The following is a 16,225-nucleotide window of genomic DNA, read 5'->3' as shown; positions in this document are numbered from 1 at the left end:
AAGAATAAATGGGTTTACTTCTTTAAACAAAAAGACCAGCATTTTAAGGATGCTGGCCGAAGGTTAAAAAAATAAAGATTTCCTATTTAAATTGCTTTCTTAATCAGACTTTTATACGCATTTGAAGTTCTTACTTCAACTGTAAGAGAACCTTTTCTTACAATAGCTTTTAAGACAATCGGTACACCAGTGGTATTTTTAAATCTAAAATCCTTACCTCCATAGGATACTGTTGCATCCCTTCCTTCAGGGACGTATCCGACATGAAGGGAATGATGATGCTTTTCAATATAGCTGACAGCAAGCTGATCAATGGCATTATAAAGTGTTGAAGAAGTCTGACAAATCCCGCCGCCATACCCATCAACTAATTTCCCATCCTGAATCTCAGGTGCTTTTTGATAGCCGTGGGCTGCATCACTTGGACCAACGGTAGTATTATAAGAGAAGCTGTCTTGGACACCGATGATTACATTATTAATAGCAGCTGCGGATAAAGCAATGTTTTTTGACCTGCCAACAATCCCGCTATTAAAATGGGTCGTATAAGAGGCGACAACTGTCTCCCCTAATTGGGATACGTCTTCCACCTTATAACCACTGGCAGTTACATATAGCGGGACTTCTACATTGCCGCCTGTTTCTGAAAGCTGGAGGATCTTTCCTGTCAATTCATCCTCATCTAGAATGGTTTGCGGAGTCCCCTTGATTACCTGACCATTTGCATCCAATTTATCAAGAATCATTCTTTTATCATATCCAGGGATATCTTTTGTTCCCCGTGCAAAATCCTTCGCCATTTTTGCTATTTCAGCTTTATATTTTTCAATGTCGGTTTTAAATCCCATATCCTTTGGAGAAATTGTTTTTATAACCGTTTTAGTACTCGGGTCGATAATATTAACAAAAACAGGTTTCTCTTCTTCTTGTTTCTTAGGTTCTTCCTTCTTTACTATTTTTTTCTCTTGCTTTTCCGTTGCATGTGCTACCTTTTCTTTTGTTGATTGCACCGAACAGCCTGCCAAACCTATTAAACTACCTGCTAATAAAAATGAAATTGCCCATTTTAATTTTGTCATTTCCCCCAGCTTTTCCCCTTCTGATTTACGTCGTTTTAATCTTAGACGTCTTCAACCACAATTTTGTTTCAAAAAAATTCCAAAATACTGCATTGAAAATATGAAACTTGTATCTTTAATTTTCAATTCTATCACTTTATAGAAAATAAAATAATGACAAAAGTACTAAAAAAGAGAAAAACTCATTTTCTATTTTTACCTATGAATATTTAAGACCAATTTGCAAATATTAACAACAAAATGGAAATTAATTGGGGGTGTTAAAAATGTCTGTGTATGTTTATCAGACGTTTGAAATCAAACAGGATAAATTTAAAGAGGGGATTGATAATCTAAAAGAGATCAAAAAATTTCGGAATGAAAATTATGACCATAAGGTTGAAATATTGACTCCCATATCCGGTAAAGATCATACATATGCACTACTATCGACCTATGAAGGGTTAGCTGAAATGGAACTGCAAAATAAAAAGATGTTTGATGATGAAGAATATCTGAAGCTTATTGGTGATTTCTTTCTTGAAAATATCATTCAAGGCAGTATGTTTACGCAAATATACAGAGCGTTAAATGAGATGAAATAAACTTAAAAATATAGAACATACCATCATAGTATGTTCTATATTTTTTTGCTATACTTCTTGAAACTTAGGGTAATTTGCTGGGTTGGTGATAGTAACCCTTTCCAATTTTGCACTCTATTGTACAACTTGCATAAATGAAAGGCTCCCTTTTTGGTTTGCGTGGACAATTTATTAATTGCTTTTTTAGAATACAATTCTTAATGTAATGAAGGATGACAGATCCTTTAATAAAAGGCTGGATTTACTATCATAATTGGACGTGAGAATAGGAATGAAGAAAACAGTAATATACAAGCAAATTAACTATTGTTCTATAAAGGCTGATTTTTATGGGACCGGCCGCGAAAACTCTCCAGTGGTTATTTATATTCATGGGGGCGGGCTCGTTTGGGGAACAAGAGAAGAAATGACAGAAGAAATGATCAAGTTGTACACAGATAATGGGATATCCCTTTTTTCAATCGACTACCGATTAGCCCCAGAGACAAAACTACAAGATATCCTTGAGGATGTTGAAGACGCCTATCTTTGGCTGCAAACAGAAGGAGCAAAACGATTTTCGATTGATCCAAAAAAGATTGCAGTAGTGGGCAGTTCAGCCGGTGGATTTTTGGCCCTTTCTGCAGGGACATTTAAACATAAACCGCGTGCAATTATCTCCTTTTATGGATATGGAGATCTATTAGGCGGCTGGGCAACAAGTCCGAGTAAATATTACCTTGAAAAGGACCTTGTTCCGAGAAACCTTGCTAATGCACTAGTTACAGATCAGCCGATTACAGAGGCATCTGTAGAGCAGAGATTCCTCCTTTATATGTATGCAAGGCAACACGGAGTTTGGATTGAAGAAATCACTGGTATTAATCCTGCTGTTAATAAAGAGGCACTCCGTTCTTTTTGTCCCATACACAATGTTACGAAAGAGTATCCGCCAACACTTTTGTTACATGGTACAAAAGATACGGATGTCCCTTTCGAGCAGTCTGTTTTTATGAGAGCTGCTATCTTAAAACAGTCCGTCGCAGCAAGATTAATAACCATCGCTAACGGAGAACATGTATTTGATAAAGAATTCCATAATCCCATTGTTCAAAGTGCACTAAAGCAAGTCATTGAATTTCTACACACTCACCTTACAGAAAAAGATGATCTATAAAGTAGCACTAAAAAAACGACTTTAACATTCATAAATTTGAATATTAAAGTCGTTTTTTATTATAAAGGGCTAGTTTGTCCCTAATCTTCATCAATTAGTTTCGAATTTTACAGACCGGAATTTTTCGCATATTTGTTACTTATCGTTAAGCTTATGAAAATGCTCAAATAAGTAATCGCAATCATTTCTTGGTTCTACTTTAACCATTTTTATAACACTATCATCTTCACCTTTTAAATATTTGCGCAAGTGCATATCTGAAAACCCATGCTTATCAGCATCTTCTTTTGTATTAACGTAGTAAACCTCATTAATACCCGCCCAAATCATGACAGATACACACATCGGACATGGCTCACAAGTTGCATACATTACGCAATCTGATAAATCAAAGGTCCCTAATTTTTTACAAGCTTCTCTAACAGCAACCAGCTCTGCATGTGCAGAAGGGTCAGTATCTCTCATCATTGTATTGCTTACAGCTGCAATGACTTCACCATTGCGTACAATTGTGGCACCAAATGGTCCGCCAATTTTTTTGTTCATTCCTTCAATCGTTGCATCTACAGCCATTTTAATGTAATCCATAGCCTAATTCCTCCAAGTTTACTTTTACTCTGTAACAGGACCAATGTTTTCTTTCTTATTTACATAGAGTTTATATACTAAAAATCCTGCAATTAGTAGATATCCCCAAACGAAAGGCATAGCAGTTGTTTGTGCAAATCCGATAGTGTTTGTATGAATGGCACCAACAAAGGTTAAAACGGCCCCTAACACTGCAGCTATTATGCCTCCAATAGGCGTGTTACGGATCGTAAATATAGCTATACAACCCCAAAGAACACTAGTAATTGGAGCACCATTACCTAAAGCGACCAAGCCATCGTAGAAAAGTCCAGAATTGTGCAGTGCAAGTGTAGAAACTTGATTTGCAGCATTCCCTACCGACATACCTGTAGCTGAAATTGCATTATTAACAGCCGTAAGTGCCCAAGTAGCAACCCATGGGAAGAAACATACAAATATTACCGGGACTTCAAATTGCGGACTGTTTTTGACAGCTTGATGCCCTGTTACAATCGCAATAAACACGAGCATCGGTACAATAGCCGCAATTGGGATAACAGCTAGCAACAGACCCATAAGACTTAAAATCGATAATAAGAATATTGCAACAGAGCTAGCAATAGAATAGCCTATACCTGCACCAACTTCTTTCCAACCTGCATGACCTACATATACTGTTACTGGGAATGGGTTACCGCAAAGGCCGCCTATTGCAGAACAAATACCGTTTGTAAGCATAACGTCTCTAGTTTTGTATTCATCCCCACAAACAGCAGCAGCTTCAACGTTTTCCAGATTAAAAATGTAGTTTGCCAACCCTAGAGGTACAGCAGTTAATAAATATGGCAGAGCAGCGTCAATATGGTCGAAAAGCCCATTTAAATGCAACATAGGAGGATTAAAGCCAAATGATTTCAGAGCTTCAGTAACCTCAGCAGGACTTTGATATCCGAATAGCCAAGCAATTGCAGTTCCAATTACGATTAATAATAAACCCGTAGGTATTTTCTTCAATATTGGATGTTTACTTAACCAGTTCATGAAGATGATGATAATTGCAACAAATGCCACAACAGGCATTTCAAAAGATTGCAGCATTGGGTTCATACCCAAGAATACAAATGCCAAACCTGCCAAGGCTGCCAACAATACAGTTCTTGGGACGAACTTTCTAAGAGTATCACCCAGGAATGCACCTATTATTAGCATGGTGGCCTCAAAAAAACACCAAAGCACACCGACTGTTGTTGTGAAAGCAGCATCCTTTGTTTGATGATATAGAGGAAGCATAATAACAAATACGATAAGAAAAATACCAGGTGAACTAGAACCTGATGGTAGTGCGGTAATATCTTTTCTACCTGTTTTCTTAGCTAATTTATATGCAAAATAAGCAAAAACAAGGCCAGAAAGAAGTACAGCAAGTCCAAAACCAGGAACAATTTGTTTAAAAACAAACTCTTTTGGCATTCCAACTACAGTAAGTAATAATGAGATCATAACCAAAAAGTCTGTCAAAACATTAACGAACAAACCGAAGGAAGCTGCAAAGTCTCCTTTTTTCCATAAAGATATATTTCCCATGTAAAATTCTCCTTAAAAACGAATTATTTCTTATTGCAGCTAAGTTGTAAAAAGCATTAATTTCCTATATGGTCATGAGATGCTTTTTTTTTACAATATGAGTGCCTGCTTTTTCTTGAATGGCATCCTTTAGACTTTCAGGGTTTGTGATGATGACCCTGGAACCGCCCTTTTCCAAGAAGTTTATACTTGCTTCAATTTTAGGAAGCATGCTACCTGGAGGGAAGTGGCCTTCTGCAACATACTGTTTTGTTTCTTCAATTGAAATATTTTCAAGCGCCTGTTGATTTGGCTTGCCAAAATGAATGCAAACTCTGGAGACGCCAGTCGTAATAATCAAGGTATCTGCCTGAACTTGTTCAGCTAATAGGCTTGTTGCAAAGTCTTTATCAATTACGGCATCAATGCCCACATACTTATTGTTTTCTGTTTTAACGACTGGAATACCGCCGCCGCCGACAGCAATGACAACAAAACCGGCCTCAATTAAGGTTTTAATTGCGTCTTTTTCTACAATATCAATTGGTTTCGGTGACGGTACCACTCTTCTGTAGCCGCGGCCGGAGTCTTCAATAAACATCCAATCCGGATGTTCTTTCTTCATTTCCTCTGCTTGTTCAAAAGTAAAGAATGAACCTACAGGCTTCGTTGGATTTTCAAAATTCGGGTCATCTGCACTAACTGCAACCTGCGTAATAACCGTTGCGACTTTTTTGTTAATGCCTCTTTTCGTAAATTCATTAATCAAAGCTTGTTGTACTTGATAACCGATTCCTCCCTGGGTTTCGGCGCCGCAATTGACCAGAGGCACTTCCGGCATTCCGGCAACTTCATTGGCAATTTCAGATCTTCTTAGACCGAACCCCACCTGCGGACCGTTACCATGGGTAACAACCACGTTTAAGCCCTCGGCAACCATATCAGCGATATTTACCGCCGTTTCGCTGACGGCTTCATATTGATCCTGAACGGAATCACGTCCATTTTCGCGGACTAATGAATTCCCTCCGATTGCGACAATCACTAATTTTTCCACTGCGTTCTCTCCTATCTGTTTTCTAGTTGTTTTTTAATAATTTAATAGACTGCTCTTTATGGAGTTGATATAAGGGGTTCGACGGATCATGTTTAATGGCATTCTCAATTTCTTCTATCGCTTCCCTATGTCTCCCTAATGATCTTAGACTGTTAGCCTTGTGGAAGGAGAAATCATAGCGATGCGGCTGCATTGCAAGCAGCTTATCCATTTCCCGTACTGCTTCCTCATGTCTGCCCAATTCTCTTAAATAATTGGATTTGTGGTAACGGTAAAACGTTTCTTCAGGGTTTAATTCACAAGCTTTATCATATTCTGTAAGCGCTTCCTCAGTCTTGTTCATTAATCTTAAGCAATTTGCTGTGTAGAAATAGAAATCTAGATCATTGGAATTGATTGCTAAAGCTTTGTTGAACTCTTCCAGCGCTTCTTCGTATCGCTTTAATTCTTGCAAGCAATATCCTTTGTAGAAATAATAATCAAGATTGCCTGGTTCCTCTGAAAGAGCTTGATTGATTACTAGAATTGCCTCATCAAAGCTATTTTCTTTATATAGCTTTTTGGCTGTTTGAATTGCTTGGTTATCTTCTTGATATTCCTTTTTAAGAATTTTAACTACTTTATCCTGCTTTAATTCTGCGGCATGCTGAAGGGATGATTTTCCGTCTCGATCTGGCAAATTCACATCTGCCCCTGCTTCCACAAGAACTTCAATAATGTTAGAGTATAATCGGCCACCATTACCCAAAATCACAGATTCTAGAAGAGCTGACCAGCCTAAATTATTCACATGATTAACAGGAACTCCTGCATCTAAGCATACTTGAACTGTTTTTAAATACCCTTTCTCACTTGAAGGTAATAGGGCTGTACCTCCAAAACGATTGACACTATCAAGGTCCGCTCCATACTTTAACATCAGGCTAAGAATTTCATGAAAACCATTTGCACCAGAACAAATGAAAGGTGTTAGCTGGGTAATATCTCTGGTATTAACATCACTGCCTGCTTCTAACAACTGTTTTACAGTATTTAATTGATTTTTTTGAGTCGCAGCCATTAATGCTGTCCGGCCATTTTCATCTTTAAAATCAACACTGGCGCCGTCCTGTAGTAATCTTTGTACTGCTTCTGAATCTCCCTGTTCACTTGCATTGATAAGTTCCATATTTAAGGATTTATTCTCCATTTATAAACGCTCCTGTTCTAATGTCCTCCAACTCTGTTCCAATGACGCATTTGGGGAAGTTACCAAAACCAAATTATCAAGGTTTCGGAAATCACCTTCCCCAATACGCGCAATTGATTAATGAATATTTTCGCTTAAGGCCAACATTGCTTTCTCAAAAGCTTCTACTGGAGGGTGGGTAATCCCCGCACCAATCATTCCGATACCAGCCTCTTTATGGGCAATTGCGGTATTTATAATTGGCATAATTCCGGTTTGAACAACTTTTCGAACATCTATTCCAGTTGGAATTCCCATAAAATCAAGTAAAGGAATTGTCACGTTAGGGTTTTGCTCTGTGGTAATTTCCTTCATTTTAGTTGTAAAACCGATCGCTTCTTCTACTGTACCACCTACTAATGCAACAATTGCTGGAGCAGTTGCCATAGCAAATCCGCCGAATCCATATGTTTCAGTGATGGCACTATCACCAATATCAAGTCCGGAATCCTCCGGCTTGTAACCAGCAAACATTGGACCAATTACTTTTTGTGCTAGACCAGTAAACCATGTGTTTCCAGCCATTCCACTGACACGGATTCCGAATTCCACACCGTTACGAGCCATGGTTGTCACAATGGTACTATTTTCAATACCATGAGCAGCATCAAGGGCACATTTCGCCATTGCCATCCAGGTTGGACCGGAGAAATAATCGCTGCTTGCTACGAAATCCAATACATCCTTCTTCTGCTCGATTGTGTAATCTGTTTGCAAAATATAAGGAGCTAATGCTTGTATTAATAGGGTTGTTCCAGCAACATTTCGGTTGTGGCACTCATCTCCCATGTGAAGGGCCTGTGCAAGCATCAAACGTAAATTAATGCCATCTAAATTTAGTTTCATAGCATCTCTTAAAATAGGACCAAATACATCACGCATCCATTCTAAACGATCGATGACACTCTGATCATTAGCGCCCATTCTAAGAATTTTTGCTAGCTGTTCACTTAAGTTTGTATAGGCAATATTTCCATATGTTTTATTCTCAACGATATGCATGAACATTGATGCAGAAGTAACACCGGCCATAGATCCAACACAGTTGTGTTCATGACATGGTGAGAATGTAATTTCACCAGATGCAGCAAGTTCGGCTGCCTCCTCTAAATCCTTGGCCAAGCCTTCAAATATCAGCGCACCGGTAACAGCACCCTTCATCGGACCATTCATTTTATCCCAAGTGATTGGAGGTCCGGCATGAAGAATGGTTGTTTTTGTCATACCAGGAACACAGTTAATCGCTTGATCATAACCAATTAATACTGGCTGCGAATTTATAATTCTTTCAACTGCCAATCTATTAGCTTCTTCAATTTTTTCCATAATAGCTGGATTTTCAAGTTTATCAAGTGCAGCAATTAAAGCAGGATTCCCTCTTCCAGGAGGTGTCCACTCTAAATGAATGACTTGTGCACCTTGTTGTAATAAATCATCTTTGAATGACTCAATTCCTACATTGACAACATGTGGCTTACTGTTAAAAAGTTCATTAATCTTACTCATGACTATTCTCCCTTCACAACAAATTCACGAGCCAATAAACCTGCATTCTGCATGCTGCTTGCATGAGTTACATCAGCAGCCAGCAGTTTATTAATTTGCTCTTCATAATCTTGCGGATCTAATTCTGTACCAAGTACATATCCAATGATTTCTAAATGTCTTCCTTCTTGTTCCGCCTGCTGTTTTGCTTCTATCATTGCAGGAAGGAACGCTCCGACTGGATCTTCGTGAGCACCGTAGCCTAAAACAAAGTCCATTACGATAACACCAACGGATGGATCTTTTGCCTCTTGAATAAACCTTTCTAGACGAGTAGACGGATCAATCATTGGGTGCGGCTTTCCTTGCGTGTATTCATCATCGCCAAAGTCGATGAATGTATGCTCCTGGCTTGTATATCTATCTTTCAAACGAAATTCTGGATTTCTTTGAATGTTACTGTAAACATTGTCAAACTTCTCCATTGCCGCATGCATTGCTTCATCAGCCAACGTTCCGCCGCTGAAAAGTCCACGAATATATTTCTGTTCCGCAGTTAACTTTGTGCGAACTTCTTCGATGAGCGGAATATTTAAGGCTCGTTTGTTTAACTTGCTTTCATCTGCTCCAGCTATAATTACTGCTTTAAGTGCAGCTTCTTTGGACATTTTTGCAAAATGGGCGCCCGCAGCAGTAATTTTTTCTTCATCACCGCCAACAAACCAAACGACAACCGGTTTTTTACATGATTTAATTTTTGCTAACACTTTCTCTTCCACGCTAGATGCAGGCGGCTTTGAAACAAGAACGATTACTTTTGTTTCTTCATCGTCTTCAAGTGCTTGAATACCATCAAGCATCATGATTCCTCCTACCTCTTCTTTCAAATCTCTTCCACCTGTACCGATCAATTGGGAAATTCCGCCGCCAAATTCGTGGATGCGTACGCTTACCTCTTGGCTGCCAGTTCCAGATGCCGCAACAATACCGATGTTTCCTTTTCTTACAGCATTTGCGAAGCAGAGGGCTGTATTGCCAATAATCGCTGTTCCACAGTCAGGGCCCATCATTAATAAACCTTTTTCATGAGCTAAATTCTTTAATTCAATTTCATCTTCGATGCTTACATTGTCGCTGAACATCATGACATGTAAATCCTTCTCAAGAGCTTTTCTGGCTTCTCTGGCTGCATATGCCCCATTTACAGCAATAATCGTCAAGTTCGCATCTGGGTTATTTTCGGCTGCAGCGGAAATCGTGGAATATTTAATATCACTTTTCCCTTTTTTGCCCGAATCCTTTTTAGTAAATAAATCATTAATTTTTGCGAAAGCGTTTTCGCACAGTTCTTCAGTTTCAGCTTTTACTAAAATGATTAAATCACTTGTTCCAGCTTCCTCCACTTCAGTTGTCATTAAACCGACATTTTTCATAACCTCTTTATTCATTTCTGTTCCCATTGCAATAATGGCCTGTTCAACACCATCAATTTGATTTGCTTTCGTTGATAGCGACATTAATGATACTGAATCGAAATATGTGTTTGGCTTAATTAAAGCTTGTACGATCATACACTTTTCCTCCTGCTTTTATATTGGCCTCCAATCCACAGACAAGACCCAATGCAATATCTGTTCCGGATGAAGAACCGATGTTTAATACTTTATTTAAAGAGAGAATTAAGTCTTCTTCATTCTCAATGAGTAAGGCGTTGAGTAACGATATGATAGACTCTCTCACTTTACCAATTGATGCTTTTTTTAATGCCATCCAGCTAATATCATTTGTTAAGGTTTTGGCCTTGCTGACAACCCCTTTACAGAATGATCTTCCCGCATAGAATGGGCTGTTCAACATATTAAAAGTGGTGAATACCCCTACTAAAAAATCATCACCAGATGGTGTGAGCCCCGGTCCGAGACCAATAATCGAAATGGCATGATCAAAAGCAGATGACATTCTGCTCTCTGCCAATTCGTCTAAAAGTAAATTAGTCCGACGGTTGAGCGTACGAGACATTTCAGCTTCAAACGGGTTATTAGGTACTTGTCTTTTTATACCGCCGCCTTTTCCATGAATGCCAATATATTTCCTCATCACTACTAAATTTCGATTAAGGATGTCGTCATTGATCGGGAAGGCCGGGATAATACTCTCCCATTTTTCGGCTTTATTAATGGTAACCGCAAGCTTATTCCCAATGAGCAAAATATCTTTTTCCACATGCACCCGTTCATTCACTTTAATTTCCATTGACTTAAAATGATCAATATCATTAATTATGGTATTGGGGCCATTATCTACATTACTGGATGCAATAGTATATAACTCACCATTTTCGAAACATTTAATGTTAAATGTCCGATTGAATACACTATGAACAATACCAGTGAATTTTAGATCTTCCAGCCTCTGTATAAAGTCCACATCGCCAGATATTGTACTTATCACGAAAGACACCTCATAAATCCTAATTTACTATTGGACCAACCGTTCCTCCTTTTAAAAAGAAAATTGTTCCCAGGAATTGATATACAATTATCATTTGACAAAGTATAAAGCTTACATGATTATTCTAGATATAATGCATAACACCGTCATCGTTTATTAAATCCAAAAAGCGATATATTCAATTGTGCAATTTGTACAATCGATTGTGTTTAATTTATGACAAAGGAGCGGGAAAAACTTGCTTACTGTTAAAGAACTGTTTGATATCGAGGCTATTGACGGGATAAAAATAGTTGCTGGAGAAAAAGGAATAAATAATGAAATATCGATTGTAAATATTATTGAAAATCCTGATGCATTTGACTGGCTTTCACCAAATGAACTACTCCTATCTACTGGCTACATTTTTAAAGGTAATGAAGAGCTTCAAAATAAAATCATTAAAGAGTTAGCTGAAATTAATTGTGCCGGGCTTGTCGTGAAAATGAAACGCTACTTTGACAAACTCCCGCAAAATATGATAGACCAAGCTAACAATTATGGTTTGCCTCTATTGGAACTGCCGTTTGGATACACTCTTTCAAGGGTTATTTCCATTATTAATGAGAAAGCATCAGGAAGGTACGATTTATTAAATAGAAAAACTCTGGACATACATAACTTATTTTTCAGAATTACCCTGGAGGGCGGTGGAATTGAACGTATATCATCAGTGCTATCCGAAACCATAAGTAATCCCATAATCATCGTCGATCAGGATTGGAAACTTGTACACTACACTGAACACATCAATAACAAAATACCACTTTCTTATTGTTTTGATTTAATAAAAAATAGGCCTACTTTTTCTAAGGAATTTATTGATTCCATACCTAAGGACATTAATGAAATGAAAAGGTCCATCAAAAGGATATATAGTCTAGAAGAGATGGAAATAAAGTGCCGTATTCTTCCTGTCGCTGGTGCAAATAATGTTTATGGATACATCATCGTGTGGGAAACTGTTCGAGAACTGACCGAGTTTGACTTTATCATTTTAGAACAGGCCTCAACAAACATCGCATTAGAAAGAATAAAAGCAAAGGAAATAGAGGAAGTAAAGTTGAAAATCAGACATGACTTCTTTGATGATTTGCTGACTGGTAAAATTACCTCAAGTGAAACAATTCAAACCCTAAGTGAAATGCACGGATTAAATTCGCAATACAAGTATTTTAGTATGGTAATTAATATTGAATCCAACGACCAGGAACAATATGAGGATTTAGTTGCCAGAAAGGTTCAAATGGAGAACAAATCCAAAAAGTGTGTGGATCTAGTTTATGAGCATTCAAATTTTGCAAATGGAGAGGTTACTTGTTTTTATCGAAACAATCGAATTATTATTTTGATTGGTCAGCATGAAACTAGACCATCTATTTCTACCAATGAAGCAAAACAATATGCAAAAAAAGTATACGATATAATGGAGAAACAGATAAGCAATACGATTTTTTTAATTGGCATTGGCAGGCAGTATGAAAGGATCCAATCCCTCCATAAGAGTTTTTCTGAAGCCAATGAATCCATTAGGCTTATGCAAAAATTCGATGACCGTGGAGGAATCTCACATTTTGAAGATCATACCGTCTATCATTTCCTGGATTCAAATATTAAGGATATGGAACTCGAAGATTTTTTCATGAAACGTCTCGGAAAAATTTATGAGCATGATAAATTGCATGGCACCGGATATATCAATACATTGGAAAATTACTTTCACAATAACCTTAATATCAGCGAAAGCGCAAAAGCGATGTTTTTGCATAGAAATACTCTTATCTATCGAATTGAAAAAATCAAGGAAATCTTAAGCACTGATTTAAAAAACGCGGAAGAACTGCTTCAAATTCAATTAGCTTTAAAAATATACAGATTGTTGAACAAAAAACTTCAACTAGAATCATAATAAAAATTGGTTAAACCTTACAGAACTGCTTCCCTGCTGTGAAAGGAATATGAATACTCCTTGCACAGCAGGGTTTTTTATTAATATTACTCATACAATTCAAAATTTTTTCACAAACCTTTGTGCGTTATGCCTAAGTAACTTGACAATTTTTTAGTTGCTATATCCAAAGACCGTTAAAATTTTCCTCTTTAAAATAGGTATCAGGATCCTAAAGTAAGCGCTTAAAAAAAGGAAAGGTTGTGAAGAATTAAACAAATTAACACCTTAAATATAACTATCAACCAACCAATGAGGAGAAAATCTATGTCTACCAATAATATGGATAATAAGCTTTTGGACCCAGAGTTTGAAACCACTCCTGTCCCAAACGAATACAGAAAATCACTATCATCAGTTGCAGCAGTTTGGTTTGGATTTCCAATGGTATTAACAAGTGCCGTTATCGGCGGTGTGATTACAGCCATGCTTGGATTCAAAGTTGGTGTTACCGCAATACTGGCCGGAAACATGCTTCTATGCCTCGTTGTCGGTGCATTAAGCTATTTGGCAGGAAAAACTGGTGAAAATTTTGCCATGACTGCTCAAAAAACCTTTGGCCGTTTTGGCTATATGGCGGTTTCCGGATTACTTTCAACAGTTGTTGTTGGATGGTTTGCCCTAATGGTAGGTCTTACTGGGGATACAATGGCCCGTTCATTTGGTGCCCCTATGTTATTAATGACCTTGCTAGGCGGAGTTCTCTATGTTGCCGCAACTTTTATTGGAATAAAAGCGTTAACGATATTAGGCTGGGTTGCAGCTCCCTTATATCTCATTCTAGGTATTGTTTCAATTGGTATCTCGTTCAAAACTGGAAATACAGATATCTTTAATTATGAACCAATGACCGGTGCGGGTCTGATGTCGTTTGGTGCAGCAGTCACCTTGGTTTTTGCGACGTTTGCTGATTCCGGCACTATGACAGCTGACTTTACACGTTGGTCCAAAAATGGACGTGAAGGATTTTTAGCGGCATTTACAGCCTTCCCATTTGGGAAGTTTATTGCAGAAGTTGTTGGTGCAATTATTGTAGCAACTGGTGTCATTCAAAATCCTGTAACAAACGGCGGGGACTTTATGCCAATTTTATCTGGACAGGGCCCATTCCTTTCCATGTTGGCTATCATATTCGTGTTTATCAATCTTGGAGTTGGGTGTACACACTGTTTATATAATGGTGCCGTCGGATTTTCACATATGACTGGAAAAAGTATGAGATCTTTAACGATCATACTAGGGATTATTGGAATTATTGCTGCTGTTTCCGGCATCTGGAACGCCTTCCAAAGCTGGTTAGAGCTTCTTGGATTAATTGTTCCGCCTATCGCGACAATCATTATTATGGACCAGCTAATCCTTCGGAGAAGTCAGACTGTTGATACTGCGAAATGGAAACCGCTGGCATTTGTTGCTTGGGGAATGGCCGCCATAGTTGCACTAGTGGTCAATTTCTCCGCTCCACAGCTTTCCGTTGTGGCATTCGGTATAGGTACTGAAGCATTGTTCTATTACGTTGGCACCCTTTTAATAAAATCCTCAACGAGAGAGAGTGCTAACAAGAAAGCAATGTAACTAGTAACCCCAAAAATGGGCTACCGAAAAATGCAAAAGGGAACGGTGACTTCCGTTCCCTTTTTTATCTTTTCTTGTTTATGAAATTTCCATTATGTTTTTAGAATTGCCCTGAGATCACTTTCCCTTTAAAGATAACAGCCTCACGTTTTGGTGTTCTTGCAACGGCTTCTGCTGAACAAGAAGCATTTAGTAAAACAAAGTTGGCATCCTCGCCATTAAGCGGCCAGGCCATTTCTCCATCTTTTGTTAATGGTGTTGGTCCGCCTGTTGCAATTTTTAACGACTGGGCAAGCGATCGTTCATCACTTTTCCGATAAAGCTCACAATATTTTGTTACTTTTTCTAATAGATCCCCTGTTCCGTATGGGCCCCATGAGTCATAGAAGCCATCACAGCCAAGAAAGACACTGACTCCCTTTCGTTCAAATAACTCGATTGGCGGTAATGTTCTGTTTATGGGGATAGTGGACATGATCGACATACCTAGAGCACTTAATTTATCAGCGATTTCTTCTTGCTGCGGGAGCGGAACATCACCTAAACAAAAGGCATGGCTGACAGCAACGCGATTGTGCCATTTTGCGTCTGCTGCCAATTCTGCTAATTTATCGACTGTATAAAAACCAACATGGCCGCCGTCATGCAAATGAATATCAACATCAGCATTAAATTCTACCGCAAGGTTCATAACCTCATAGAGAGACTTTTCGATGTTATGATCAATTCCAGCTGGGTCTAAACCGCCAATTAGCTGAGCACCTGATCTCATCGCTTCTTTCATTAGCGGAAGTACCTTCTCTCTTAAAAGGCCGTGCTGTGGGAATGCGACAATTTCATAGGTTAGTTTATCTGAATAATCCTCAAGAGCTGCTTTGACGCCTTCTAAATTTTTCAAACCGATATAGGGGTCAATATTCACATGAGTGCGAATATGTGAAGCACCTTGTGATAGCAGTAAGTCGATCATTGCACTTGCCCGCTGTTTAGTGGTTGGAGCCAATTCCGCTAATTCCATCGCTTCCAAATGTAATCGCTCTTCCAAATTTTTGGCCGGTATTGGGGCCTTCCAATTTAGTGAAAGATAGGTTTTATCTAGATGGTTATGCATTTCTTTAAAAGTTGGCACCGCCAAATATCCTTTTCCATCAACCGTTTTCTCGCCAGATGGAATTGGGAAACTAAACTTCTGCTTTTCGACTATTTTTCCATCGTGTATTTTTAAATGAAAAAGTTCTGTCTTTGTTTCATAGACTCCATTTTCATCCTGGTCGTAGCCTGTTTCTAACCGTACATTTTTTAACCAATATGAGGTTGTCATTGTATCTCCTCCTTATACATCTCTTTTAAACTTTGCTGTTGATTTGCACTCCAGGCGCTTTGCTTTCCGCGGGCGTGCCGGGGAGCCTCCTCGGCGCTTTTGCGCCTCCGGGGTCTCCCCTGCCCCGTACTCCCGCAGGAGTCTTCGCGCCTTCCGCTCCAATCAACAG

Annotated in this window: 13 protein-coding genes; 4 read left to right on the top strand and 9 right to left on the bottom strand. The window is 38.5% G+C overall.

Annotated features, from left to right (window positions below; genetic code table 11):
• Nucleotides 1-86 precede the first annotated feature (86 nt).
• Complete coding sequence (locus tag ACIFOT_RS01465) at nucleotides 87-1,079, bottom strand: VanW family protein (RefSeq protein ID WP_430060972.1); 993 nt, start codon at nucleotides 1,077-1,079, stop codon at nucleotides 87-89.
• A 266-nt stretch (nucleotides 1,080-1,345) separates the two neighbouring features.
• Here ACIFOT_RS01465 and ACIFOT_RS01460 point away from each other — a divergent pair, with 266 nt between their 5' ends.
• Together ACIFOT_RS01460 and ACIFOT_RS01455 are read left to right on the top strand one after the other, a co-directional pair.
• A complete protein-coding gene (locus ACIFOT_RS01460) occupies nucleotides 1,346-1,663 on the top strand; it encodes a hypothetical protein (RefSeq protein ID WP_430060971.1) in 318 nt (105 codons plus the stop codon).
• A 271-nt stretch (nucleotides 1,664-1,934) separates the two neighbouring features.
• On the top strand, nucleotides 1,935-2,819 hold the full coding sequence (locus ACIFOT_RS01455; protein WP_430060969.1) for an alpha/beta hydrolase: 885 nt from the start codon (nucleotides 1,935-1,937) through the stop codon (nucleotides 2,817-2,819).
• Between the two features lie 135 nt (nucleotides 2,820-2,954).
• On the opposite strand, the gene ACIFOT_RS01450 is transcribed toward ACIFOT_RS01455, so the two are convergent.
• From ACIFOT_RS01450 to ACIFOT_RS01420, 7 genes are all read right to left on the bottom strand, one after another.
• Nucleotides 2,955-3,407, bottom strand: coding sequence for a nucleoside deaminase (locus ACIFOT_RS01450; RefSeq protein ID WP_430060967.1), 453 nt, complete (start codon nucleotides 3,405-3,407; stop codon nucleotides 2,955-2,957).
• A 24-nt stretch (nucleotides 3,408-3,431) separates the two neighbouring features.
• Complete coding sequence (locus tag ACIFOT_RS01445) at nucleotides 3,432-4,973, bottom strand: xanthine permease (protein ID WP_430060965.1); 1,542 nt, start codon at nucleotides 4,971-4,973, stop codon at nucleotides 3,432-3,434.
• Nucleotides 4,974-5,037: 64 nt separating this feature from the next.
• Complete coding sequence (gene arcC / locus ACIFOT_RS01440) at nucleotides 5,038-6,009, bottom strand: carbamate kinase (RefSeq protein ID WP_430060964.1); 972 nt, start codon at nucleotides 6,007-6,009, stop codon at nucleotides 5,038-5,040.
• Between the two features lie 22 nt (nucleotides 6,010-6,031).
• Nucleotides 6,032-7,198 carry an ankyrin repeat domain-containing protein gene (locus ACIFOT_RS01435; protein WP_430060962.1) on the bottom strand — a complete coding sequence of 389 codons (1,167 nt, stop codon included), beginning with the start codon at nucleotides 7,196-7,198 and terminating at the stop codon, nucleotides 6,032-6,034.
• 117 nt (nucleotides 7,199-7,315) lie between these two features.
• Entirely contained in the window at nucleotides 7,316-8,743 is a 1,428-nt protein-coding gene (locus tag ACIFOT_RS01430) for a DUF1116 domain-containing protein (protein ID WP_430060960.1), read from the bottom strand.
• Nucleotides 8,744-8,745: 2 nt separating this feature from the next.
• The gene (gene fdrA, locus ACIFOT_RS01425) at nucleotides 8,746-10,293 is read right to left on the bottom strand and encodes an acyl-CoA synthetase FdrA (RefSeq protein ID WP_430060958.1); all 1,548 of its coding nucleotides are present in this window, start codon (nucleotides 10,291-10,293) and stop codon (nucleotides 8,746-8,748) included.
• A complete protein-coding gene (locus tag ACIFOT_RS01420; protein ID WP_430060956.1) occupies nucleotides 10,271-11,173 on the bottom strand; it encodes a DUF2877 domain-containing protein in 903 nt (300 codons plus the stop codon). Before ACIFOT_RS01420 ends, fdrA begins: the two co-directional genes overlap by 23 nt.
• Before the next feature lie 238 nt (nucleotides 11,174-11,411).
• On the opposite strand from ACIFOT_RS01420, the gene ACIFOT_RS01415 reads away from it, so the two are divergent.
• Complete coding sequence (locus ACIFOT_RS01415) at nucleotides 11,412-13,121, top strand: PucR family transcriptional regulator (RefSeq protein WP_430060954.1); 1,710 nt, start codon at nucleotides 11,412-11,414, stop codon at nucleotides 13,119-13,121.
• Between the two features lie 306 nt (nucleotides 13,122-13,427).
• A complete protein-coding gene (locus ACIFOT_RS01410; protein ID WP_430060952.1) occupies nucleotides 13,428-14,735 on the top strand; it encodes a cytosine permease in 1,308 nt (435 codons plus the stop codon).
• 100 nt (nucleotides 14,736-14,835) lie between these two features.
• Here ACIFOT_RS01410 and ACIFOT_RS01405 read toward each other — a convergent pair whose 3' ends face one another.
• Nucleotides 14,836-16,056, bottom strand: coding sequence for an amidohydrolase (locus ACIFOT_RS01405; protein ID WP_430060950.1), 1,221 nt, complete (start codon nucleotides 16,054-16,056; stop codon nucleotides 14,836-14,838).
• Nucleotides 16,057-16,225: the final 169 nt, after the last annotated feature.

The sequence above is a fragment of the Neobacillus sp. NRS-1170 genome (assembly GCF_050468025.1).
Note: the sequence above shows the minus strand (reverse complement) of the source record. Positions and strands in the feature narration are given on the sequence as shown.

Excerpts from the sequence above, each read along its gene's own strand:
- ACIFOT_RS01405 (WP_430060950.1), bottom strand. The coding sequence starts at position 16,056 with ATGACAACCTCATATTGGTTAAAAAATGTACGGTTAGAAACAGGCTAC.
- ACIFOT_RS01450 (WP_430060967.1), bottom strand. The coding sequence starts at position 3,407 with ATGGATTACATTAAAATGGCTGTAGATGCAACGATTGAAGGAATGAAC.
- fdrA (WP_430060958.1), bottom strand. The coding sequence starts at position 10,293 with ATGATCGTACAAGCTTTAATTAAGCCAAACACATATTTCGATTCAGTA.
- ACIFOT_RS01430 (WP_430060960.1), bottom strand. The coding sequence starts at position 8,743 with ATGAGTAAGATTAATGAACTTTTTAACAGTAAGCCACATGTTGTCAAT.
- ACIFOT_RS01435 (WP_430060962.1), bottom strand. The coding sequence starts at position 7,198 with ATGGAGAATAAATCCTTAAATATGGAACTTATCAATGCAAGTGAACAG.
- ACIFOT_RS01465 (WP_430060972.1), bottom strand. The coding sequence starts at position 1,079 with ATGACAAAATTAAAATGGGCAATTTCATTTTTATTAGCAGGTAGTTTA.
- ACIFOT_RS01410 (WP_430060952.1), top strand. The coding sequence starts at position 13,428 with ATGTCTACCAATAATATGGATAATAAGCTTTTGGACCCAGAGTTTGAA.
- ACIFOT_RS01455 (WP_430060969.1), top strand. The coding sequence starts at position 1,935 with ATGAAGAAAACAGTAATATACAAGCAAATTAACTATTGTTCTATAAAG.
- ACIFOT_RS01460 (WP_430060971.1), top strand. The coding sequence starts at position 1,346 with ATGTCTGTGTATGTTTATCAGACGTTTGAAATCAAACAGGATAAATTT.
- ACIFOT_RS01445 (WP_430060965.1), bottom strand. The coding sequence starts at position 4,973 with ATGGGAAATATATCTTTATGGAAAAAAGGAGACTTTGCAGCTTCCTTC.